Genomic DNA, 23,443 nt, shown 5'->3' on the forward strand with positions numbered 1-23,443 from the left:
CTGGCATGCACCTTTTCATTGTCTTTACGCTCCCGTCGCAAATCAACACAGCGCGCCGGGGCATGTTTTGATGCGGGGCGCTGCGCCCTTTGTCAAGGAAGCGATCAAAATGCGGGAGGCCCGGCCGGCGGCCATCATGCCTTGCAGCAGGCAAGCGTCGTCCCCATATTAGCGGTACCCGGATGCTGCATGTGAGGTCCGGGAAGGTCGCTTGCATCAAGGACTTTGGAAGATGAGCCGCATTACCCCTTTCGCCAGCCCGCTGCTTTTGGGCTTCGATGCCATGGAAAAGACGCTCGAGCGGATTTCCAAGGCCAGCGACGGTTATCCGCCCTATAATATCGAACGCATCGCCGCCGGTCACGACGCGCCCGAGCGGCTTCGCATCACGCTTGCAGTCGCCGGTTTCAGCGAAGAAGAGCTTGATGTGTCAATTGAGGAAAACCAGCTTCTGATCCGCGGCCGCCAGGTCGATCAGGGCGAGCGCGATTACCTCTATCGCGGCATTGCCGCCAGACAGTTCCAGCGCACCTTCGTTCTCGCCGATGGCATGCAGGTCTTGGGCGCAATCCTTAAGAACGGCCTGCTTTCGGTTGATCTAATTCGCCCGGAACCGGCGCGTATGGTCAAGAAAATTAACATTTCGGTTTCACAGTAGCACAACGGTTTGTTGAACCGTTGGTCCCTTCTCTCGGAGGAACAGGAATGTTGATGAAAGAAGCCACGTCGCGTCTGACCAAGTCTGAACTTGCCGGTATCGGCAATGGCGAGGTCGCCTATATCCGCAAAATTCGCAATGAAGAGGTCTCCAAATGCTTCCCCGAGGCTCCGGATATCGATCCGAGCGTTGATCTCTGGGCATTGTTTGGCGCCGATGGTACGCCGATCCTGCTGACCGATAATCGCTCCAGCACCTTCTTCAAGGCAGCTGAAGACGAACTGAAAACGGTCAGCCTGCATTGATCGAAACCGGCCCGCCGAGCACGGCTGGCCGACGAATGCATGTGTGAAGATCGTAATGGGCGATGCAAGGGACTGACGTCAGTCCCTTGCCCACACGCTAGCTGCTTTGCAGCATTTCCCTATTCTCGAAAAATTCCACTCAGCGGCAACGCCGTCGAAATTGATCCGTCTAGTCGGGTTAGACGCGCTTGAAGGTGAGATAGGCCGAAGAGCGGCCCTCACGACGGGCCTTGGCTTCATAGCGGGTGCTCGGCCAGCCCTCATAGGGCGTCAGCCAGTCAGCCGCATTCTGCGCCATCCATTCGAAGCCGCCATGGTCGCGGCATTTCAGGAGCGTCCAGTTCACATAGGTGTCAATGTCGGACGCGAAGCAGAACAGCCCGCCCGGCTTCAGCACGCGATGAAAACGGTCGAGATTGGTCTTGGAGACGAAGCGCCGCTTCCAGTGTTTCCGTTTCGGCCAGGGGTCCGGATAGAGCAGGTCGATCTGGTCGAGGCAATGATCGGGAAGCCAGTCGAGGAGCTGTGTGGCGTCGTCGTTGTAGACGCGCACGTTGCGGGCACCGGTCTCATCGACGCGTGCAAGCAGCTTCTGCATGGAATTGATGAAGGGCTCGACGCCGATAAAGCCCGTCGAAGGCGTTTCCAGCGCGCGGTGGATCAAATGTTCGCCACCGCCGAAGCCGATCTCCAGCCGCAATCTTTCGACCCCATCGGGGAAAAGCGCTTTCAGCGGCTCCGGTGGAGCCGCCGAGAGATCGACGATGAATGCCGGGAGCAGGGTAGAGAGCCTTTCGGCCTGCTGCTCGCGCAGAGCCTTTCCCTTGCGGCGACCGAAAAAGGCTTCGGTCGCCCGACCCCGGCGTTCCATGTCCGTCATGCAGCAGCCTTGGTCTTGACGGCTTCCTTGAGCGCCTTCACGAGGTCCGTGCGCTCCCAGGAGAACGAGCCGTCGCGACCGGCCTTGCGGCCGAAGTGACCGTAAGCCGACGTCTTCGCATAGATCGGCTTGTTGAGGTCAAGGTGACGGCGGATGCCCGACGGCGACAGGTCCATGTTCTGGCGGATCGCCGCTTCGACCTGATCCTCGGAAACGCCCTTGCCGGTGCCATGCAGGTCGACATAGATCGACAGCGGCTGCGCGACGCCGATGGCGTAGGAGAGCTGTATCGTGCAGCGGTCGGCGAGACCGGCGGCAACGACGTTCTTGGCGAGATAGCGGGCTGCATAGGCAGCCGAACGGTCGACCTTGGTCGTGTCCTTGCCGGAGAATGCGCCACCGCCGTGGGGAGCCGCACCGCCGTAGGTGTCGACGATGATCTTGCGGCCGGTGAGGCCGGCGTCACCGTCAGGGCCGCCGATGACGAACTTGCCGGTGGGGTTGATGTACCACTTGCAATCGTCGGCGATCTTCAGGTCGCCGAGGGCTTCGCGGATATAGGGCTCGACGACGCTGCGAACCTTCTGCGAGTCCCAGCTGTCATCGAGATGCTGGGTGGAAAGAACGATCGAAGTGGCTTCTGCCGGCTTGCCGTCGACATAGCGCACGGTCACCTGGCTCTTGGCATCGGGGCCGAGCTTGGCAACTTCGCCTTCGCCCTTCTTGCGCGCGGCAGCAAGCAGCTGCAGGATCTTGTGGGAATAGTAGATCGGCGCCGGCATGAGGTCAGGCGTTTCCTTGCAGGCGTAGCCGAACATGATGCCCTGGTCGCCGGCACCTTCATCGCCCTGCTGGTCGGCGGCGCTGTCCACGCCCTGGGCAATGTCGGCCGACTGCGAATGCAGGAGCACGTCGATCTTGGCCTTCTTCCAGTGGAAGCCGTCCTGCTCGTAGCCGATGTCCTTGATGGCGCGACGGGCCGCAGCCTTGAACTTCGACGGATTGATGACGTCGTTGCCGTCCTTGTCCTTCTTCATCAGGCTCGGCGGCAGGCGAACTTCACCGGCGATAACGACGCGGTTGGTGGTCGCCAGAGTTTCACAGGCAATGCGCACGCCCCACGGATTGATGCCGGTCTTTGCCGCTTCGCGGTAGACCAGATCGACGATCTCGTCGGAGATGCGGTCACACACCTTGTCCGGGTGACCTTCGGCAACAGATTCGCTGGTAAAGAAATAGTTCGCGCGCATTCCGGGATTCCCCTCAAAGAATAAAAGCGGTCTAGTAGGTACTCACTTCGTGCTCTGATGACAAGCACAGAAGGACATAAATATATCTTTATATCTGCGGCGAAATGACAAATTTTGCCCCAAAAACGCAAAAAGGCGGCCTTTTGAGCCGCCTTAAGCTTTCCGAGCGTGGAGACGCTCAGTCGGAATCGGCTTCCGCCGCAAGTGCCTTCACCAGTTCGACGACTTTGCGACGAACCTTGGGATCGGTGATCTTCACAAATGCGCGGTTGAGCTGGAGTCCTTCCGAAGAGGAGAGGAAATCCACGACATAGTTCGAGCTCGAGGTTTCCGCCATACCGGTCAAGGCACCGGAATGTTCACCGGGAGCGTCTTCGAAGAAGAAGGAAACCGGAACGTTGAGGATGCTCGAAATGTTCTGCAGGCGGCTGGCGCCAACGCGGTTGGTGCCCTTCTCGTATTTCTGGATTTGCTGAAAGGTGATGCCGAGGCTTTCGCCGAGCTTCTCCTGGCTCATGCCTAACATGGTACGGCGAAGTCGAATGCGGCTACCGACATGGATGTCGATAGGATTCGGCTTCTTCTTATTTTCAATCATGGTCGTGCCCTAGCAAAGAAAAATTCAACCCTGTTCTAACCGGCATGCCCTGACCTCATTCCGTAACGCCACGTTGCAAGTCGCGATAACCCACCTTGAAGCATACGTTACTAACGCCGATTGCGACCACTATGCAATTTTAGGGGTTTTTGGTCAATTCAACCTGGAAATAAAACCCCTGCGTGAAATTAGCGCAATGGCCATCAGTAACGTTTCAGTCAACCAGAAGTACGTTTGGCGGGGATATGGGCTTCCAGTGTTTTTTTGCAATCCATCGAGAGTTGCATCAATAAAGCCCATCTCGTCCAATTTAAGACCTGCAACGATTTCGCCGCGTGCGTCTACAACCGCCGAAATTCCGCTATTCGCATCGCGAATCAGCGGCAGACCGGTCTCGACCGCCCGTACGCGTGCCTGCTGAAAATGCTGGTAAGGACCCGGCGTCGAGCCGAACCAGCTGTCGTTCGTGATGTTGAGAATAGCGTTCGCTTGACCGATGTCGCCGGTCATTTCGTCCGGGAAGATGATCTCGTAGCAGACGAGCGGATAGAATTTCAGCCCGCTCGGAAGTTCGAGCAGATGACGGCTGGCGGCTGCCGAAAAGCCGCCCGGCATCTCCACCACATTCTGGATGCCGAGTTCGTTGAGCATCTCTTCGAAGGGAAGATATTCACCGAAAGGAACGAGATGCACCTTGTCGGAGGCGGCGACGATCTGCCCCCGCCCGTCGATCACATAGATCGAATTATAGTAGCGGGTAGGATAGCCGGGGCCGAGTTCTTCAGCGCGGACAGCGCCCGCGATCAGGATCTGGTCGTCATCGAGCGTGTCGGCAATCCGGGTCAATGCATCCTGGTTGTCCGTGAGGATGAAGGGGATCGAAGTTTCCGGCCAGACGATGATGTCGGGCTTCTTGCCACCGTCCTTGGGAGGCTCACTTGAGAGCTTGAGATGGGTCTCGAAGATAGCCTCGCGATCCGCATCGCTGTCCATCTTGGCCGTCTGGTCGATTGCCGGCTGCACGAGGCGCACCACGGGCCGTTTGTCCTCGGGTAATGCTTCGGGTTTCGGCGCGAGATAGAGAATGTAGGCGCCATAACCGAGATGCACTGCAAAGAGGATCGCCGCGAGGCTGACGCCGAGTTTCGCTCCCTGTCGGGTTCCGATGAGGGCAGGGGCAGCAAAGACGAAGACCGAGAGAGCGGTGACCCCCATGGTGCCGATCACATGCGCCGACTGCATCATGATAGGCATCGGCATCATGGCATATCCGATGGCGTTCCACGGAAAACCTGTGAAGATGAAGCTGCGCACCCACTCAAGCAAGCCGAAGCTGGCAGCAAGTGCTGCAATCCGCCCCATGCCGTCGGACCAGAAGATACGCGCAAGAGCCGCGGCCAAGCCGTAGAAGACGGCAAGACAGGCCGGAAGCCCGAGTATCGCGAGCGGCAACGCCCAGGCAAATTCATCTGAATCGATCAGCAGGGCATGCCCGAGCCACCAGAGCCCGGCAACGAAATAGCCGAAGCCGAACAGCCAGCCCGTGGCGAATGCCGGCCAGAGCCTGCCGGCAAGTCTGCTTTCGGGAGAGGCGGCCGCCCCGTCGATCAGCCAGACGAGCAGCGTGAAGGAGACGAACATCGCGGCGAAGAAGCCGATCGGAGGCAGCGCCAGGACACCGAAGGCGCCGGCGGCGATCGCAAGCAATGACCGTTTGAACCCCCAGACGAGGATAATCCTGTCCGCAAGCCGCTCCATGCGCACTCCCATCAAAGCCGCGAATCAATCCAATCGCAGTCTTTCAAAAAAGCGCGCGCTTGTCGTCTTGCAGGATCGGACTGAAAATCGGAATCCGCTTTCGGAAGGCCTGACGCTACGCTCTTGGAAAACGTCAGTTTGCAGTCGATTCCGCAGGCCGGTCGTCGTTGCCCTCGCCGATGGACGGTCCGTCACCATCTGCCTTGGCGCGACGGCGGATTGCCTGGCGCTTGCGGGTGATGCGCACCCGCTTGATGCGCCGCGGATCCGCGTCGAGGATGTGGAATTCGAAATCCGGCAAGGCCTGGACGACTTCTCCACGCACGGGGATGCGCCCCAGTGCGGAGAAGATCAGGCCGCCCAGCGTATCGACTTCATCAATCTGCTCGCTGATGTCGAAATCCGGCCCGATGGCCTCGGCAATCTCCTCGAGCTCGACGCGGGCATCGGCAACGAACATGTCTTCCGAAACACGTTTGAACATGACTTCTTCATCGTCATGCTCGTCATCGATATCGCCGATCACCATCTCGACGATGTCTTCATGCGAGGCAAGGCCGTCCGTGCCGCCATATTCGTCGATGACCAGCGCCATCTGTGTGCGGTTCACCTGCATGCGACGCAGGAGATCGGATGCCAGCATGGAAGGCGGCACGAAAAGGATCTGTCTGATAATGCCCGTTTCGGCGAGCGTCTTCTGCAGGTCGACGCGTCCGAGATCGAAATTCGGCTTGGCCGAGCGCGCCACCTTCTGGAGGTTCTCCAGAGAGACTTCGATCGTCGGCGCGCCCGCCGCCGGCTTCGTGCCGCCGCGGCGCTTGTTACGCGCCTGCTTGGCGACATAGGAAAGAAGGTCGCGGATATGCACCATGCCGCGCGGGTCATCGAGCGTTTCGGCATAAACCGGCATGCGCGAGCGGCCGCTTTCCTCGAAGAGGATCATCAGTTCGCCGATCGTGATGTTCTGGTCGACCGCCTCGATATCGGCACGCGGCACCATGACGTCGGCAACGCGCACCTCACGGAAGCGCAGGATATTGTGGAGCATTGCCCGTTCGTCGGGCGAAAACGCGTCCGCTGCAGCCGGGTCGGTCATCAGCGCGTCGGCAATATCTTCGCGCAGACGCGAGCCCTGTTGTGGTCTCAAGATGCGCGCGGCGCGTGACCAGAAGGATTGCGGTCGGTGTCGACTACTTCCACCCTCGTCGGAAGAGGAGGATTGGTCGGAGTCCTTGGCGTCTGACGCCGGCTTCGTTGAAAAGTCGCTCATGGTTCCATTTTAAGGTCTTGACCCTCGTAGGGGTCAGATAGGCCGAGTACTGCCAAAATGCGAGTCTCCAGCCCCTCCATAATTTCGGCTTCGTCATTATTCATATGGTCGTAGCCGAGCAGATGCAAGAAACCATGCACCATAAGGTGGGTCAGATGATCGTCAAAGCTCTTTTCGAGCTCTTGCGCTTCGCGCTCCACCGTTTCCAGGGCGATGATGATATCGCCGAGCATCGGGCCCGGCATTTTGCCGGGTTTGACCGGGAAAGCCGGAAACGACAGCACGTTGGTCGGCTTGTCCTTGCCGCGCCATTCCGCATTGATGTCCTGGATGGAGGCATCGTCGGTGAAGACGAGCGAAACTTCCGGCGGCATCTTCGGGAAGGGTTGTTTTTCCTCTTCCCTCAGATAAGTGACAGCCGCGCCCAACACGCGTTCGGCAAGGGCATGCAATACATCTTCGGCGGGCCAGCCCGTGTCCTCGATGCTGATCTGTATGTCGAGCTCGGCCATCAGTCCTGCCGGCTGGCCTCTTCGTTTGCCGCAGTATAGGTCGCGTCATAGGCCTTGACGATGCGACCGACGAGCGGATGGCGAACGACGTCGACATCCTTGAACCGCGTGATCGAGATACCCTCGACATCGTTCAACAGATGAAGGGCTTCCACGAGGCCGGATTTGACGCCGCGCGGCAGGTCGATCTGGCTCGGGTCGCCGGTGATGATCATGCGGGAGTTTTCGCCGAGACGCGTCAGGAACATCTTCATCTGCATCGAGGTGGTATTCTGTGCCTCGTCGAGGATGATGGCGGCATTGGCAAGCGTTCGGCCACGCATGAAGGCGAGCGGCGCGATTTCGATGACGCCGGCAGTGATCGCCCGCTCGACCTTGTCACCCGGGATCATGTCGTAGAGTGCGTCATAAAGCGGGCGCAGATAGGGATCGACCTTTTCCTTCATATCGCCAGGCAGGAAGCCCAGACGTTCACCGGCTTCGACGGCCGGTCTCGAAAGGATGATCTTTTCGACCGCGCCGCGTTCCAGAAGCTGGGCGGCCTGGGCGACGGCGAGATAGGTTTTGCCGGTACCGGCTGGGCCGACGCCGAACACCATCTCCGAGCGCTCGAGCGCCCGCATATAGGCATCCTGTGTCGGCGTGCGCGCGATGATCGTCTTTTTGCGCGTCGAAATCTGCGCCATCGTCAATTTGGCTTTTTTCTCCATCGTCGGCAGCGTGAGCTGGTCGTCGGCGGCAACCGCCATGCGAATTGCCCCTTCAACGTCTGAACGCTCCACACTGCCGCCTTTCTGGAGTTTTTCATAGAGGTAATCGAGTGTGCGTCGCGCCTGATTGGTGGCCAGCACATCGCCGGTGATCACGACGGAGTTGCCTCGCGCTCGCGCATCGATATTGAGCCGCTGTTCCAGAAGCTTCAGGTTCTGATCGAACTGTCCGAAGAGTTCGCTGGCGAACCGGTTGTTCTCGAACGTCAGGACGAAGTGATTGGCGTCGCTCGCAATGCGTGGGTGGCGCGGTGAAGAAGAAACCAATTCCTGTCCGTTCAAGCGGTCGAGCTCCCTGGGTTAAACCTCAGCCTCTGCGCGTTCGGCAAACAGGCTGTTGGTTCCGGTTCCTGTGATTCGCACTTTAATAATGTCACCGATTTGCGATGCTTTTGCATCAACATTCACGGACTGCAGCCACGGCGATCTGCCGATAAGCTGACCAGGCATGCGGCCCGGCTTTTCCAGGAGAAGATCGATTTCCTTGCCGATGCAGGATTCGTTGAATTCCTGCGTCTGCTTGAGAAGCAGCGCCTGCAGGCGTTCCAGCCGTTCTGCCTTGATATCTTCCGGCACCTGGTCCTTCAATTCCGCACCGGGCGTACCCGGCCGCGTCGAATATTTGAACGAGAAGGCCTGTGCATAACGAACCTCCTCAACGAGTTTTAGTGTATCCTCAAATTCCCGGTCTGTCTCCCCCGGAAAGCCGGTTATGAAGTCGCCTGAAAGCGCAATGTCAGGGCGGGCCTTGCGGATGCGCTCGATGAGCGAAAGATATTCCGCTGCCGTGTGGCGACGGTTCATGGCTTTCAGAATTCGGTCCGATCCGGCCTGAACCGGAAGGTGCAGATAGGGCATCAGCGTCCGAAGGTCGCGATGCGCCTCGATCAGCCGATCGTCCATGTCCCGCGGGTGGCTCGTTGTGTAGCGAAGCCGCGCAAGGCCGGGGATATCGGCAAGCCGATAGAGCAGGTCGCCGAGGCTCCACTCTTCGCCCTTGGGGCCGACGCCGTGCCAGGCATTGACGTTCTGGCCGAGCAGGGTGATTTCGCGCACGCCGGCTTCGACAAGCTTCATCGCCTCCTCGACGATCTGCGACACCGGCCGCGACACTTCCGAGCCGCGCGTATAAGGCACGACGCAGAAGGTGCAGAACTTGTCGCAGCCTTCCTGAACCGTCAGGAAGGCTGTTACGCCGCGGGCGCGGATTTTCGGTGCCTCGGCGATCGGCAGATGCTCGAACTTGTCTTCGATCGCATATTCCGTATCGACGACGCGGTGGCCTTCCTTGGCGCGGCGGAGCGCTTCCGGCAGGCGATGATAGGTCTGCGGGCCAATGACGACATCGACCGCCGGCGCACGCCGAAGGATCTCTTCGCCTTCGGCCTGCGCGACGCAGCCGGCGACACCAATCATCATCTCGCGGCCGTCGGCAGCCTTGCGCTTTTTCATCTCCCGAAGGCGCCCAAGCGCGGAATAGACCTTCTCGGCCGCCTTCTCGCGGATATGGCAGGTATTGAGCAGGACGAGGTCGGCCTCTTCCATGTCCTCGGTCGGCTCATAGCCGTCGCGGGCAAGAGCATCGCTCATGCGGGTCGAGTCGTAGACGTTCATCTGACAGCCATAGGTCTTGATGAAAACCTTGCGGCTGTTGGAGCCATCGCGAAGAGAAGTCTCCGGGGCCTGAAGAAGGGCGTTGTCCTGGGTCATGGCGGCTATTTAGTGGTTTTTACCGCGCGAGAAAAGGGACTCTCGGTTCAGTCGATATTACGGCCGCGCAAGCTGCTGTTCAGCAGGTTGCGGATGCGGGCGGAGATCGTGGTGCTGACTGTCTTGCGATTGGTCTTCTCGCCATATTCGACCGCCTCGCCAAACGAGACTTCGACATCGATCGCACCGCATTTCAGGATGTCGCTCAGATGCGGCAGAAGCTCTATATCGCCGGGCCAGGCTGCAAGTGGACGATGGTAGCGGCCCATAGCGATGCCATGCACTTGAGTATAGGCAATCGCCACCGGCTGGACCATCACCGCGCCGGTCGGGGAATGGGGCACGGCCATGGCGGCTGCACCGAAGAGCGACGACTTGACCTCCAGCAGGCGGTTACCGTCCGACGTCGTTCCCTCGGGAAACAGCACGACGATTTCACCGTCGGCCATGCGGCCTGCGATCTCGCTCGCCTGATCGCCCGTGCGGCGTTTTTCTTCCCGCACCACGAAGACACTCTTCTGCAGCTTGGCGAGCATCCCGAAGATCGGCCAGTCGCGAACCTCGATCTTGGCGATGAAGGCAACGTCGGCTACCGCCGACATGACCATGATATCCATCCACGAGGAATGGTTGGAGCAGAGCATCAGCGGCCGGCGGCCCTCGAGTTCGCCGCGCACGCGGATGCGGATGCCGAGACAATAGCAGACGATACGGTGCCAGCGGCGGGGCAGGGTACGCCGGAGTTTCCAGTCGAAATGCAGCGCCAGGATCTGCAGCGGCATGAGAAGGATGCTGACGACAATGATGGTGGTAAGCGCGAAGAAAATGCGCAGCCGGACGATCAAATGTGGCGCTCCCGGACTGCCATGATGTCAGAGTTCGTCTTTCTTCAGCGGGATGCCGTAGAGTTCCAGCCGGTGATCGACGAGCTTGAAGCCATGCTCGCGCGCGATCCGCTCCTGCAGCGCCTCGATTTCCGGCGAGCGGAACTCGATGACGACGCCGCTCTTCAGGTCGATCAGATGGTCATGATGTTCCTCGGGCACCGTCTCGTAGCGCGAGCGGCCGTCGCGGAAATCGTGCCGGGCGATGATTCCCGCATCCTCAAAAAGCTTGACCGTACGATAGACCGTCGAAATCGAAATCTTGGCGTCGACCTTCACGGAGCGGCGGTAGAGCTCCTCGACATCCGGATGATCTTCTGAGTCCTCGAGGATGCGCGCGATTACCCGGCGCTGCTCGGTCATGCGCATGCCGCGTTCAGCGCAAAGCTCCTCAAGGGTTTTGGCTACCTCAGTCATGGCTGCCTTCTCGCTATTCCTGCCGAGAAGGGAACTACCGAAGAACGCGCTTCATGACAAGCGCCGTGGAGGTAGCCCCGTTGGCATCCTTATAATAGCCCTTGCGCTCACCGGCCTGCTCGAAGCCAAGCTTGCGGTAAAGGCCGAGGGCGGCGGTATTGCCGTTGTCGACTTCCAGGAACATGCTTTCGCCGCCACGGAGCCGTGCTTCGCGTATGGCGGCCTGCATCAGCCGCCACCCGAGGCCGGAACGCGCGACCTTTGCCTGTACGGCAACCGTCAGGATTTCCGCCTCGCCCGCCACCTGGCGCGCAAGGATGAAGCCCGGCAGGGTCTTTTTCAGGATCGCATTGGTCTGGCGGGCGACGAAGCCGAACACAGTGTTCTGTGACAAGAGGCTGTGGAATTCGCCGTCACCCCAGGGGCGGGCAAAGCGCTCGCCGTGCAGGACGGAAACGTCGAGGCAATCCTCCGGCTGCATGGTGACGATTTCGAATTCCGGTTTCAGCGTCAGATAGGCTTCCAGCATCGTCATACTCTTGCAATCGCGTATCCGGCCTGCGGTTTGGCATCGGGTCCGCGCAGATAAAGTGGCTTCGGCTTTCCGGTATTCGGGTTCGCGGCAGCACCGAGACGCGCCACGATGGAGATCGGGAAGGAGTTGGCGTATTCGCCCGTTGCATCCGGTTTCAGGATCGGGGTCGCCGAACCGGTGATCTCGCCGTCGAAATCGGCAGCGAAAGCCTGAGCCTCGGCGATGCTGACCGCGCGTGCCTCGTCGAGCGCGGCGCCGTCGGCCGCAAAAGACTGAAGATAGATTTCTTCCCTCTTGGCATCCATCGCAGCGAGCACTGCGCGGCCAGGCGTCTTTTCACGCTGGGCGGCTGCCATGACTTCGAGCGTGGTTATGCCGACGGCGGGAATATCGAGGGAAAGCGCAAAGCCGCGGGCTGCTGCAACGCCGACACGGATACCGGTAAAGGAGCCGGGGCCGATGGTGACGGCAAGGCGGTCGATATCCGAAAGTGCGACGCCCGCCTGATCCAGCGCGCGGTCGACGATACCCATCAGATGTTCAGCATGCCCCTTGCCGATCATGTCCGATGCCTCCCCCAGCATCGTATTCCTGCCGCTGTCATAAATAGCGGCAGCGCAATCCACACCTGCCGTGTCGAGCGCCAGAACGATCATGCCATCAATATCCGAATAAACTATTGTCGCCTATCCATAAATCCGTCGGGCCGAACCTCGGATGAACGGCCCGGCGTATCCGGCTTTTTTAAGCGGCAATCACTTCCTGCACTTCCGGAACGAAATGGCGCAACAGGTTCTGGACGCCGTGCTTCAGCGTTGCCGTCGAAGACGGGCAACCGGAGCAGGAACCCTTCATGTTCAGGTAAACCTTGCCGTCCTTGAACCCACGGAAGGTGATGTCGCCGCCATCCTGGGCAACGGCCGGACGCACGCGGGTCTCCAGCAGTTCCTTGATGGTCAGCACGATCGATTCGTCGCCTTCATCGAAGAATTCATCGCCGGCATCGACATCTTCCGACAGGATCGAGGCGTCACCCATGACCGGCTTGCCGGACATGAAATGCTCCATGATCGAGCCGAGAATGGCTGGCTTCAGATGCTGCCATTCGGCATTGTCTTTGGAAACGGAAATGAAGTCGTAGCCGAAATAGACGCCGGTCACGCCCGGAATCTCGAAGAGGCGGGCAGCGAGCGGCGAAGCCTGGGCTTCATCGGCATTGCGGAATTCGGCCGTACCGTTTTCCATCACGACCTTGCCGGGAAGGAACTTCTGCGTGGCGGGGTTCGGCGTGGCTTCGGTCTGAATGAACATCTCGCTCTCCATGCGGCGGGCTTCAGCCTCTACCGTCTTTAGAATTCTTCAAAAGAAAATAAGCCTATTGTCCGGCTGATTCAAGAGACTGATACTCAAGAAATGCCTTAGCAGAGGGCGTCTATTTCCTCGTTGGTCAGCGTGTCGGGAAGCACGGTAACTGGAATCGGAAAGGCCGCTCCGCGTCCTGCAACGGAAGAAACCAGCGGCCCCGGTCCTTCCTTGGCCGAGCTTGCCGCAAGCACGAGGATGGCAACGTCCCGGTCCTCCTCGATCACGGCGTTGATCTGCTCGGCCGAATTGCCTTCACGGATGACGATCTCAGGCTCGATGCCTATCGTCTCGCGCACGATCTGCGCAGCCTTGGCAACTGTGGCTTCCGCCTCCTCGCGAGCTTCCGCCCGCATGATCTCCTCGACGCCAAGCCATTGCTGGAAATCGCCTTCCGGGATCACATAAAGAAGAATGAGACCGCCATTGGAATTCTTGGCGCGCCGCCCGGCATAATGGACGGCGCGTTGGCATTCGGGTGTCCCGTCTATCACCGCCATGAACTTGCGGCGATGACCTTCGAGCCGTGAGAGTCGCTTTGATACCATGGCGCGAACTCTGACACCTGTGACCGAAAATTTGCAAGCCCCCGTTTTGCACGGGGGCTCTGCATGGCGATCGACTAGTAGAGGAAGCCGATGATTTCCCGAAGTTCGCGCATCGTCACGTCGGCGCGCGCCCTTGCGCGCTCATTCCCGTCGCGCAGGATCGCATCGATGTGGCTCGTATCGTTCATCAGGCGGCGCATTTCGCCAGTTATCGGCGACAGGACCTGAACGGCGAGATCGATCAGTGCTGGCTTGAAGACGGAAAACTGCTGGCCGCCAAATTCGGCGAGCACCTGTTCTCTCGTCTTGTCGGCGAGTGCGGCATAGATCGAGACGAGGTTTTCAGCTTCGGGCCGATTTTCGAGACCTGCGATTTCGCTCGGCAATCCATCCGGATCGGTTTTGGCCTTGCGGATCTTCTTGGAGATCGCATCCTCGTCGTCCATCAGGTTGATGCGCGAAAGATCCGACGGATCGGACTTCGACATCTTCTTCGTGCCGTCCCGCAGCGACATGACGCGCGGCGCCGGTCCGCCGATCAGCGGTTCGACCATCGGGAAATAGGCATGCACCGGCTCGTCGCCGACGGCGATGTCGATCCCGTAGTTCGTCTTGCGGATATGCGAGGCGTAATCGAGGTTGAACTTCATCGCGATGTCGCGCGTCAGCTCGAGGTGCTGCTTCTGGTCCTCGCCGACAGGCACATGCGTGGCGCGGTAGACGAGAATGTCGGCAGCCATCAGGCTCGGATAGGCGTAGAGACCGAGCGAGGCTTGCTCACGGTCCTTGCCGGCCTTGTCCTTGAACTGCGTCATGCGGTTCATCCAGCCGATGCGGGCGACGCAATTGAAGATCCAGGCGAGCTCGGCGTGCTGCGGTACGGCGGACTGGTTGAAGACGATATGCTTTTCAGCGTCGATGCCGGAAGCGATGAAGGCGGCTGCGATGGAGCGCGTCTGCGACAGCATGTCCTCGTGGACGAGCTGCGCGGTCAGTGCATGCAGGTCGACGACGCAATAAATGCAATCGTTGCCGTCCTGAAGCTGCACGAAGCGGCGGATCGCGCCGAGATAATTGCCGAGATGCAGGTTGCCCGTCGGCTGAACGCCGGAGAATACGAGCTTCTTGAATTCACCCATGATGCTGTCCTCGATTAGGCTGGTGGAGGGCCCCAGGGCCAAAGGCCCATGTTGCTAACGCGGGCGCTTATGCACGGGCTCCCGGTCGCAATCAAGAGGCCTCGGGCGCGGCATGTTGAATGAGATCGAAGGTGTTGCCGTAAGGATCCGAAAAGACGGCCACAGTGCCGTAAACCTCATGGCGAGGCTCCTCCAGAAAGCGCACGCCGCCGGCACGCATCGCCGCATGATCTCGTGCGAAATCGTCGGTCCTGAGGAAAAAGCCGACGCGCCCGCCGGTCTGGTTGCCGATGGCGGCTCGCTGGCTTTCGCTGGCCGCTTGCGCGAGCAGAAAGGCCGCCCCATCTCCGCCTTTTGGCTTCACGACCACCCAGCGCTTGCCTTCCGGCTGCACTTCGTCTTGCAGGCATTCAAAGCCAAGCGCCTCACAATAGAAGGCTTTGGCGCGATCATAGTCATCGATGACGAGGGTGACGAGGAACAGGGATTGGGCCATAAGATCTCCGATTTTTGGGAATTTGTTCTCTTTTGGTGCTGCTAAACGTCCTGTTTTACGCCAAATTGATCAGAAGACTTAGCTAAAATTGAGTATAAAATTTCACAGAAAAGCTTTTTTTGAACTGAAAATCCCTCGACTGGCGTGACGGCCGCATTGAGCCGTCTGTGTAACCGATCGGAGGGACTATGCAAAACGCCAGTTTGCTCGCTGTGGCAGGCCTCTTTGCCCTACAATCAGCAACCACCGCTGTCGGTCAAGATGGCCGACGGCAGACCAACAATCTTCCAAAGCACGAACTGCGCGTTGCCTATACGGTTCAGACCGTCAGCGTTCGTGCCAGCTGTTTCCCTGAGCGATTGCGAGCGGTCTTGTCGTATATCGCGGCAAAGACCGGGCGACGGCCGATGATAACCTCGGGCTTTCGCCCGCACCCCCGTCGCCATGGGTCCATGCATGGAAAATGCCTGGCGGCGGATATCCGGATCCCCGGTGTGCCGGAACGAACGATCATCGCCGCCGCGAAAAGCGCTCCCGGCATCGGTGGGATCGGCACCTATTGCAATGGCATCGTCCATGTCGATGTCGGCCCGCAGCGACGATGGGTGGATTGCTGAAGCAATTCCAGCGAAGGCGCGCGGCAGCTTGCGTCAGTAATCGCGTAAAGAGAGCCTTATACGTCCTTCGCGGGTGCCGGTTTGCGATTGAGATTGCGCCGTATCATGCCGAGGTCCGCGCCGCCGATCAGGAAGGCGGTCGCGAAATAGATGACTATCGAAATCGCAATCAGCAGGCCAAGCGTGCTGACCTTGGTCAGAAGCGGCGCGCCCGAGGCGAGCGAAGGCGCCCAGTAATGTTTGAGATATATGATCGCAACGCCCATCACGGCAGAGGCGACGATCAGCAGCGCGGTGCGCTTGGCAAGCGCCCATTCCCATGTCAAGTGGCCGCGGCGCAGAAGCGTGGTGAAGAGCAGCACGGTGCTGATCCAGCCTGCTGTCGCTTCCGCCACTGCAATGCCGGGTGCGCCCATATAGGGAAAGAGCGTCAACGCGGTCGCACAGTTGGTGGCGACCGCGATTGCCGAAAACCGCATCGGCGTCTTGGTATCCTCGCGGGCATAGAAGCCCGGCTGCAGCGCCTTGATGAGCACGAAGGCCGGCAGCCCGATGCCGTAGATCGCAAGGATCGAGCCGACGATCAGGGTGTTTTGCTCATGGAAGGCGCCGCGCTCATAGAGCACGCGGATGATTTCGTCCGACAGAATCCACAGCGCGAAACCGGCGGGGATCGTCAGGAACATCACGAATTCGATCGATCTGTTCTGCAGGAAGGCGGCCTCGCGTAACGCGCCGCCCTTCAGCGCGCGGGCAAGCTCGGGCAGCAGAACCACACCGACGGCGACGCCGACGACGCCGAGCGGAAGCTGGTAGATACGGTCGGCATATTGCAGGGCGGCGATGGCGCCCTCGCGCGAGGAGGCGATCGCCTGGCCGATCAGCTGGTTGATCTGCGTAATGCCGCCGGTCACGGCCGCCGGAACGGCAAGGATCAGCAGCCGCTTGACGTTGGGCGTCATCTTCGGAAAGCGGAAGCTGATGCTGATGCCGGCATGCAGCACGCCGAGATAGACGACGGCGAGTTGCAGGACGCCCGCTGCCAGCACGCCCCATGACAGATACCAGGCGGTCGCGAGCGGTTCGGCGCCGGTATAGAGCGCGTAAAAGAGCGCGCCGATCATCACCACGTTGAGGAAGACGGGCGCCACCGCTGCCGCGAAGAAATGATGCAGCGAATTCAGCATGCCGCTCATCATCGCCGTGAGCGACATGCACATGAGATAGGGGAACATCACCGCCGCCATGCGGATAGTAATGTCGAACTTCTCCGGATCGTCTGCAAAGCCCGGTGCGATCACGAAGCGCACCAGCAATGGCATGCAAAGCTCCATCACGATGGTGATGAGCAGCAGCACGGAGAACAGAACGCCGAAGACTTCTTCCGAAAAGCGCTTTGCGCCATCGATGCCGTTCGCCTCGATCTCCTTGGCAAAGAGCGGCACGAAGGCCGCATTGAACGCGCCCTCGGCAAACAGCCGGCGGAACAGGTTCGGGAAACGGAAGGCGGCATAGAAGACGTCGGCCATCGGTCCGGTGCCGAGCGCCGCTGCCATCAGCGTTTCGCGGGCAAAACCGAAGATGCGGCTTCCGAGCGTGGCGCCGCCGACCGTGGCGAATTTCTTGACGAGGCTCATACGGGGGAACCGGCTTTCTTTTCGGCGGCAGTAGCGGCAGGGGCGATGATGCCTGACGGCATGCGTTCGCGCAGTTCGTCCTGCTCCTCGGCCATGACCGCTTTCATGCGGGCAGTGATATTGGAACGCTTGCTGTCGCCGGAGATCTTCTGGCCGACGAGATCGGTGACGTAGAAGGTATCGATGACCTTCTCACCGAAGGTGGTGATGCGCGCCGACTGGATGTCAAGCGACAGATCGGAGAGAACGGCTGTCATTTCCGACAGCAGGCCCGGCCGGTCGAGGCATTCCACCTCGATGACGGTGAACTTGTTAGACAGGCTGTTGGTGATGGTCACCGACGGTGGAATGACGAAGGCCTTGCTCTTCTTCCGGTTCTTCGTGCGGGTCGCGATCACCTCGGGCAGGCGTTTGCGGCCGGAAAGCACGTCCTCGATCATGCGGCCGATGGTGCCAGCGCGTCGAAGCTCGTCCTCATCGTTCGGAAACTCCCGGCTGACATGGATCGTGTCGAGTGCCCGTCCGTCGGAGGTGGTGAAGATCTGCGCATCGACGATATTGGCCCCGGCCGCAGCGCAAGCGCCGGCAATGACGGCGAGCAGGCGAGGGTGGTCGGGGGAGAGAACGGTGATTTCAGTGATGGCATGGAAACTGTCCGTGCGCACTGACGTCGCCAAGGCCTGCCCCGCCTTGTCTGCCTGGCGGATAAAATGCGCATGGCGGATCTGGTCTTCCAACGGCACGGAGAGCAGGTAGGGCTGGTAATGCAGCTTGGCATAGGTGCGGCGGTCCTTCTGGCTCCAGTCGGAAAGCGCGGCGTAGAGCGCTTCGGCCGCGGCCTGCGCGCGCTCTTTGCGCGACACTTCCGAGAAGCCGCCGGCAAGCAGCAGTTCCGTCTCGTAATAGAGCGTGCGCAGAAGCTGGCCTTTCCAGCCGTTCCAGACACCTGGTCCGACAGCGCGGATGTCGCAGATCGTCAGGATGATCAGCATTTTCAGGCGGTCGAGAGACTGAACGCGATCAGCGAAATCGGTGATCGTCTTGCGGTCCGTCAGATCGCGCGTCTGCGCGACCATCGACATGGTCAGATGTTCCTCGATCAGCCAGACGACGATCTCGGTCTGCTTCTGTGACAGGCCAAAGCGGGCGCAGAGCTTGCGGGCGACGCGTGCGCCGGCAATCGAATGGTCTTCCTGCCGGCCCTTGGCGATATCGTGCAGCAACACGGCGACATAGAGAGCCTCGCGGTCTTCGATATGCGGCATGAGCTTGTTGGCGAGAGGATGCAATTCCTCCGCCTTGCCCTTGTCGATCTCGGAGAGAACATCGATCGCGCGGATCAGATGCTCGTCGACCGTATAGTGATGATACATATTGAACTGCATCATCGCGACGATCTTGCCGAATTCGGGAATGAAGCGGCCGAGCACGCCAGCCTCGTTCATGCGCCGCAGGATCAGCGCCGGATCGCGCTTGGACGTCAGGATCGACAGGAAAAGCCGGTTCGCCTCGTCATTCTCACGCAGGTCGTTGTTGATGAGGGCGAGCGAACGGGTGACGCGCTTCAGCGCATCGGGATGAAATTCCAGTCCGTTGATATCGGCCACATGGAACAGACGGATGATGCTGACCGGATCGCGCTTGAAGACATCGGGGTTGGCGAGTGTGATGCGGCCGCGGTCCTCCACGAACTCGACGCTGCCGGGGATCTTGCGATTGCGGTGGGTAAAGCGGCTGATGACCCCCGTCAGTCCCGGGATCGATTTCGCCTGCTGGTCTTCGAGTGCCGCGCAGAGGATGCGAGTGAGATCGCCCACATCTTTCGCGACCAGGAAATAGTGCTTCATGAAACGCTCGACGGCCGAGAGGCCGGGGCGGGAATGATAGCCGAGCGCCTCGGCGATCTCGCGCTGGATGTCGAAGGAAAGACGCTCCTCCGCTTTGCCTGTCAGGAAATGCATGTGGCAGCGCACGGCCCACAGAAAATCGTCGGCCTTTTTGAGAAGCCGGTACTCCTGCTTCGACAGCACGCCGAGCGGCACCAGATCGGCCGGGTCGCGGACGTGGTAGTAATATTTCGAAATCCAGAAGAGCGTATGCAGGTCGCGAAGGCCGCCCTTGCCTTCCTTCACGTTGGGTTCGACGAGGTAGCGCGTATCGCCGGCCTTGCGGTGGCGTTCGTCACGTTCGGCAAGTTTGGCGGCGATGAATTCCGGCCCCGTGCCGGTGACGATTTCCTTGTCGAAGCGGCCTTCCAGATCCGCCTCCAGCGACTTCAGGCCGCAAATGTAGCGCATCTCGAGAATGGCGGTGCGGATGGTCATGTCGGATTTGGAAAGCGCGATGCATTCCTCGACGGTACGCGTCGCGTGCCCGACCTTGAAGCCCATGTCCCAGAGCATGTAGAGCATGAACTCGACGGCTTTATGCGTCTCTTCCGCCGGCTTCGGCAGGAAGAGGAAGAGCAGGTCGATATCGGAGCCTGGCGCGAGCGTGTCACGGCCATAGCCGCCGACGGCGGTCACCGAAAACTTGTCCTTCTGCTTCGGGAAAACATGCTCGGTGGCGAAATTATAGAGAACGGCGATGATCTGGTCCTGCAGCCAGGAAATGCGGTGGGCGCAATCAAGTCCGCCACCTTGGGCATCGAGCAGTTCGCGCGCCTTCCTGCGCCCTTCGACGCTGGCTTTCTTCAGAACGGCAAGAAGATCGTTCCGCAGCACGTCCGGACGGTTGCGGTTGGCTTCGGCAATGGCGTTACATTGCCCCTGCAGCAGTTCCACATCGAGGATTTCGGAAAAATCGATGTCGTGCGTCACCATCGGCCGGGCGGTTGTCTCTTCGGTCCGAGCCGCTTGCTCATGGCGCGCCTCTTGTTTGATCTGCATGCGCTATAGCCTCTTTGCCCGCGGATTGACACGGGTCTTCATATTCCATGAACCTTTAAATTTGGCGAAATGGTGTTGGCAAGCCGCAGGTGACGGACGCTTTGCCGCAAGCCCTCAGGCTGATGCCTGCGTCAGCAGCGTATCGAGAACCTGCCGCGTCTCGCTCATGATGCCGTTAAGCGTCGCCTTGTCACATTCGCGGTAGCCGGCATCGACGATCGCGCCGCTGAGTTCGCCGATCTTCAGGCAGGAACCGGTGATCTTCGCCATGCCGATCGGCGTGTTCCAGCCGCGCGCCTCCAGATTACCATCAGATTGCTTCATGACTTCGAGCATCGAAACGATGACGGAGAGTCGCTGGGTTTCCTGAAGCAGTTTTTCCATGAACACGGGGTGCTGCTCCTATTTCATCTTCTTTTTAAGGTCGTAAAGCGCATCGAGCGCCTCGCGCGGCGTCATGTCGTCGAGGCTCATTGCCTTGAGGGCTTCTTCCACCTTGGAAGGCCCGCGCGATGTTTCCTCGCGGCGCACTGCGACCTGGAAAAGCGGTAGGTCATCGATCAGCTGGCTCGCCGGGTTCTTGCGATCGGCATCTTCAAGCCTGGTCAGCACATCGCGCGCGCGGGCCACGACAGAGGCGGGCAGACCGGCGAGCCGCGCGACCTGAATACCATAGGAGCGGTCGGCCGCACCTGGACCGACCTCGTGCAGGAAGATGACATCGCCGTCCCATTCCTTCACGCGCATCGTCGCATTCGATAGCCGGGCAAGCTTTTCTGAAAGTACTGTCAGTTCATGGAAATGCGTGGCGAAAAGCCCGCGGCAGCGATTGGCTTCGTGCAGATGCTCGACAGCCGCCCAGGCGATGGAAAGGCCGTCGAAGGTCGCAGTACCGCGGCCGATCTCGTCGAGAATGACGAGGGAACGATCGGTTGCCTGGTTGAGGATCGCAGCCGTCTCGACCATTTCCACCATGAAGGTGGAACGCCCGCGCGCCAGATCGTCGGAAGCGCCGACGCGCGAAAACAGCCGGTCGACGATTCCTATATGCGCTGACGTTGCCGGCACGAAGGAACCCATCTGGGCGAGAATCGAGATCAGCGCGTTCTGCCGCAGGAAGGTGGACTTGCCGCCCATGTTCGGGCCGGTCAGCAGCCAGATCGCCCCATCCTTCCCATCTGAAACGGGCGAGAGATCGCAATTATTGGCGACGAAGGGGCCGATGGACTGCCGCCGCAGCGCCTGTTCGACGACGGGATGGCGCCCGCCCTCGATTGCAAACATCTTCGAGCCGTCGACCAGCGGTCGGCAATATGCTTGCTCTTCCGCAAGCAGTGCCAACCCTGCCGCGACATCGATGACGGCAAGCGCGCGCGCGCCGGCCTTGATCGCTTCGGCCTCGGCCACGGTCGCTTCCGTCATCCGGCCGAAAGCTTCGAGCTCGATCTGCAGCGCGCGGTCTGCGGCGTTGGCAATCCGGCTTTCGAGGTCGGCAAGCTCGGTGGTGGTGAAGCGCATGGCATTCGCCATTGTCTGGCGATGGATGAAGCGGGCCTTCGCCTCGGATGTATCGGTCATCGGCCCGGCATTGCCGGCGGTGACCTCGATGAAATAGCCGAGAATATTGTTGTGCTTGATCTTCAGCGATTTGATGCCGGTCTCTTCGGCATATTGCAGCTGCAGGCCGGCAATGACCCGGCGCGACTGGTCGCGCAGCGCTCGAACCTCGTCGAGATCGGCATTGGCACCGTCACGCAGGAAGCCGCCGTCGCGTTTCAGGAGCGGCAATTCTTCGGCGAGGTTTTCGGCGAGGAGTGTTTCCAGTTCGGATGGGAGAGCCTGCAGCCCCATGCGCGCCTGCCCCAGTTCCTCCGGCAGCATCGCGCTTCCCAGCAGATCGGCGATTTGAGCCGCCGCACCAAGCCCCTGCCTGATAGCCCAGAGATCCCGCGGACCGCCGCGGTCGAGTGCCAGGCGGGAGAGTGCCCGCGGCATGTCCGGAACGTGTTTCAGCGCGTCGCGCAAGTCGCCGCAGAGCGACGGTTCCTGCATCAGGAAGCCGATCGAATCCAGGCGCTGGTTGACCCGGATGGGATCCGTCAGCGGTGACATCAGCCGCTCCGCAAGCAGTCGCGCCCCTCCGCCGGTGGTCGTCCGGTCGATCGCTCTGAGCAGGGCGCCATTGCGATCGCCGGAAAGCGTGCGCACAAGTTCCAGATTGGCGCGTGTTGCCGGATCGATGAACAGCGTCGACGCGCCGCTTTCCCGCTCGGGCCGCCCGAGCGGCGGCCGCTCGGCAATCTGTGTCTTTTCCACATAAGCGACGGCTGCGGCGGCGGCCGCCAGCTCGGCGCGCGAAAAACTTCCAAAACCGTCGAGCGTCGAAACCTCGAAATAGCGCGCTATACGCGTTTCTGCTGTCGCGCTGTCGAAAAGCACGGCCGGCTGCGGAACGGCAGTGCGACCGAGTATGTCGAAGACCGGCTTCAGTTCGCCGTCATAAAACATCGTATCGGGAACGATGAGTTCGCGCGGATCAATGCGCAGGATATCGGCGAGCAGTCGCGATGCTTCGGTATCCGCCAAGCGGAAGACGCCGGTGGAAATATCGATCCAGGCAAGCGCCAGCGCCGGCTCGGAAGAACCGCGGATGCGCGACAGCGTCATCAGATAGTTCGATTCCGAGGGGGAAAGCAGCTTCTCCTCGGTAATCGTGCCTGGGGTGACAAGACGGACGACATCGCGCTTGACGACGGATTTCGAACCGCGCTTTTTGGCTTCTGCCGGGTCTTCCATCTGCTCGCAGACGGCGACGCGGTAGCCGAGCCCGATCAGCTTCTGCAGGTAGTCGTCGGCCGCATGTACAGGCACGCCGCACATGGCTATGTCCTGCCCCATGTGCTGGCCACGCTTGGTGAGCGTGATGCCGAGCGCGCGCGAAGCTTCGAGCGCGTCCTCGAAGAACAGCTCGTAGAAATCGCCCATGCGATAGAAGAGCAGCGAATCCGGATTGTTCGCCTTGATCTCGATATACTGTTCCATCATCGGCGTCGCCGAGGCGCGACTTTCCTCAGTCGCGAGCTCGGCTGCCGAGAAGGCTTCGTTTCTGCTGTCTATTCGTGCGTTCACGGAGGTGCAGTTTTTCCCAAAAAAACAGGTGCCAACCCTATCCGCGCGCCGCTATAGATGACAACAGCAATTGGGAAAGA

The 23,443-nt window shown here is 60.1% G+C and carries 23 protein-coding genes; 3 read left to right on the forward strand and 20 right to left on the reverse strand.

Annotated features, from left to right (window positions below; all coding sequences use genetic code 11):
- The first annotated feature begins 232 nt into the window (after positions 1 to 232).
- Together FHT93_RS12580 and FHT93_RS12585 are read left to right on the forward strand one after the other, a co-directional pair.
- Entirely contained in the window at positions 233 to 658 is a 426-nt protein-coding gene (locus FHT93_RS12580) for an Hsp20 family protein (protein ID WP_112541829.1), read from the forward strand.
- 47 nt (positions 659 to 705) lie between these two features.
- Complete coding sequence (locus tag FHT93_RS12585; RefSeq protein WP_112541828.1) at positions 706 to 963, forward strand: DUF1150 family protein; 258 nt, start codon at positions 706 to 708, stop codon at positions 961 to 963.
- Between the two features lie 178 nt (positions 964 to 1,141).
- Here FHT93_RS12585 and FHT93_RS12590 read toward each other — a convergent pair whose 3' ends face one another.
- The 16 genes from FHT93_RS12590 to FHT93_RS12665 all read right to left on the reverse strand — a co-directional run bounded on the left by FHT93_RS12590 (position 1,142) and on the right by FHT93_RS12665 (position 15,092).
- Positions 1,142 to 1,843 (reverse strand): tRNA (guanosine(46)-N(7))-methyltransferase TrmB, encoded by a 702-nt coding sequence (locus tag FHT93_RS12590; protein WP_112970009.1) that lies wholly within the window; start codon positions 1,841 to 1,843, stop codon positions 1,142 to 1,144.
- Positions 1,840 to 3,093, reverse strand: coding sequence for a methionine adenosyltransferase (gene metK / locus FHT93_RS12595; protein ID WP_113013098.1), 1,254 nt, complete (start codon positions 3,091 to 3,093; stop codon positions 1,840 to 1,842). The genes FHT93_RS12590 and metK overlap by 4 nt, the downstream gene beginning before the upstream one ends.
- 178 nt (positions 3,094 to 3,271) lie before the next feature.
- Positions 3,272 to 3,691: a helix-turn-helix domain-containing protein gene (locus FHT93_RS12600; protein WP_112541825.1), complete on the reverse strand. Its 420-nt coding sequence runs from the start codon at positions 3,689 to 3,691 to the stop codon at positions 3,272 to 3,274.
- Between the two features lie 153 nt (positions 3,692 to 3,844).
- The gene (gene lnt / locus FHT93_RS12605) at positions 3,845 to 5,449 is read right to left on the reverse strand and encodes an apolipoprotein N-acyltransferase (RefSeq protein ID WP_113114721.1); all 1,605 of its coding nucleotides are present in this window, start codon (positions 5,447 to 5,449) and stop codon (positions 3,845 to 3,847) included.
- A 133-nt stretch (positions 5,450 to 5,582) separates the two neighbouring features.
- Positions 5,583 to 6,719, reverse strand: a complete 1,137-nt coding sequence (locus tag FHT93_RS12610; protein WP_113146877.1) for a hemolysin family protein — start codon at positions 6,717 to 6,719, stop codon at positions 5,583 to 5,585.
- Positions 6,716 to 7,231: an rRNA maturation RNase YbeY gene (gene ybeY / locus FHT93_RS12615; protein WP_112541822.1), complete on the reverse strand. Its 516-nt coding sequence runs from the start codon at positions 7,229 to 7,231 to the stop codon at positions 6,716 to 6,718. Before ybeY ends, FHT93_RS12610 begins: the two co-directional genes overlap by 4 nt.
- Positions 7,231 to 8,283 carry a PhoH family protein gene (locus FHT93_RS12620; RefSeq protein ID WP_112541821.1) on the reverse strand — a complete coding sequence of 351 codons (1,053 nt, stop codon included), beginning with the start codon at positions 8,281 to 8,283 and terminating at the stop codon, positions 7,231 to 7,233. The genes ybeY and FHT93_RS12620 overlap by 1 nt, the downstream gene beginning before the upstream one ends.
- 18 nt (positions 8,284 to 8,301) lie before the next feature.
- Positions 8,302 to 9,711: a tRNA (N6-isopentenyl adenosine(37)-C2)-methylthiotransferase MiaB gene (gene miaB / locus FHT93_RS12625; RefSeq protein ID WP_112541820.1), complete on the reverse strand. Its 1,410-nt coding sequence runs from the start codon at positions 9,709 to 9,711 to the stop codon at positions 8,302 to 8,304.
- A 47-nt stretch (positions 9,712 to 9,758) separates the two neighbouring features.
- A complete protein-coding gene (locus FHT93_RS12630) occupies positions 9,759 to 10,493 on the reverse strand; it encodes a lysophospholipid acyltransferase family protein (RefSeq protein ID WP_246781615.1) in 735 nt (244 codons plus the stop codon).
- Between the two features lie 90 nt (positions 10,494 to 10,583).
- Positions 10,584 to 11,012, reverse strand: a complete 429-nt coding sequence (locus FHT93_RS12635) for a Fur family transcriptional regulator (RefSeq protein ID WP_112541818.1) — start codon at positions 11,010 to 11,012, stop codon at positions 10,584 to 10,586.
- 34 nt (positions 11,013 to 11,046) lie between these two features.
- Entirely contained in the window at positions 11,047 to 11,547 is a 501-nt protein-coding gene (locus FHT93_RS12640) for an N-acetyltransferase (protein WP_183847846.1), read from the reverse strand.
- Positions 11,544 to 12,203 carry a tRNA (adenosine(37)-N6)-threonylcarbamoyltransferase complex dimerization subunit type 1 TsaB gene (tsaB, locus tag FHT93_RS12645; protein WP_113203409.1) on the reverse strand — a complete coding sequence of 220 codons (660 nt, stop codon included), beginning with the start codon at positions 12,201 to 12,203 and terminating at the stop codon, positions 11,544 to 11,546. Before tsaB ends, FHT93_RS12640 begins: the two co-directional genes overlap by 4 nt.
- Before the next feature lie 88 nt (positions 12,204 to 12,291).
- Positions 12,292 to 12,858 carry a NifU family protein gene (locus FHT93_RS12650; protein WP_112541816.1) on the reverse strand — a complete coding sequence of 189 codons (567 nt, stop codon included), beginning with the start codon at positions 12,856 to 12,858 and terminating at the stop codon, positions 12,292 to 12,294.
- A 107-nt stretch (positions 12,859 to 12,965) separates the two neighbouring features.
- Entirely contained in the window at positions 12,966 to 13,457 is a 492-nt protein-coding gene (locus tag FHT93_RS12655; RefSeq protein WP_112541815.1) for a universal stress protein, read from the reverse strand.
- A gap of 74 nt (positions 13,458 to 13,531) precedes the next feature.
- Positions 13,532 to 14,596 carry a tryptophan--tRNA ligase gene (gene trpS / locus FHT93_RS12660; RefSeq protein WP_112970003.1) on the reverse strand — a complete coding sequence of 355 codons (1,065 nt, stop codon included), beginning with the start codon at positions 14,594 to 14,596 and terminating at the stop codon, positions 13,532 to 13,534.
- 91 nt (positions 14,597 to 14,687) lie between these two features.
- On the reverse strand, positions 14,688 to 15,092 hold the full coding sequence (locus FHT93_RS12665; protein WP_112541813.1) for a VOC family protein: 405 nt from the start codon (positions 15,090 to 15,092) through the stop codon (positions 14,688 to 14,690).
- A gap of 188 nt (positions 15,093 to 15,280) precedes the next feature.
- Between FHT93_RS12665 and FHT93_RS12670 the strand changes: the two genes are divergently transcribed.
- Entirely contained in the window at positions 15,281 to 15,709 is a 429-nt protein-coding gene (locus FHT93_RS12670) for a DUF882 domain-containing protein (RefSeq protein ID WP_112541812.1), read from the forward strand.
- Between the two features lie 56 nt (positions 15,710 to 15,765).
- Here the strand turns inward: FHT93_RS12670 and murJ are convergent, their stop codons facing one another.
- The 4 genes from murJ to mutS form a co-directional block, all read right to left on the reverse strand.
- The gene (murJ, locus tag FHT93_RS12675; protein ID WP_183847848.1) at positions 15,766 to 17,346 is read right to left on the reverse strand and encodes a murein biosynthesis integral membrane protein MurJ; all 1,581 of its coding nucleotides are present in this window, start codon (positions 17,344 to 17,346) and stop codon (positions 15,766 to 15,768) included.
- A complete protein-coding gene (locus FHT93_RS12680; protein ID WP_112541810.1) occupies positions 17,343 to 20,234 on the reverse strand; it encodes a [protein-PII] uridylyltransferase in 2,892 nt (963 codons plus the stop codon). The genes murJ and FHT93_RS12680 overlap by 4 nt, the downstream gene beginning before the upstream one ends.
- Before the next feature lie 114 nt (positions 20,235 to 20,348).
- Complete coding sequence (locus FHT93_RS12685; protein WP_112970001.1) at positions 20,349 to 20,624, reverse strand: hypothetical protein; 276 nt, start codon at positions 20,622 to 20,624, stop codon at positions 20,349 to 20,351.
- Positions 20,625 to 20,636: 12 nt separating this feature from the next.
- Positions 20,637 to 23,363, reverse strand: a complete 2,727-nt coding sequence (gene mutS / locus FHT93_RS12690; RefSeq protein ID WP_112541808.1) for a DNA mismatch repair protein MutS — start codon at positions 23,361 to 23,363, stop codon at positions 20,637 to 20,639.
- Positions 23,364 to 23,443: the final 80 nt, after the last annotated feature.

The organism is Rhizobium sp. BK379 (genome assembly GCF_014193955.1).
In the GTDB taxonomy this organism is placed as follows: Bacteria; Pseudomonadota; Alphaproteobacteria; order Rhizobiales; family Rhizobiaceae; genus Rhizobium.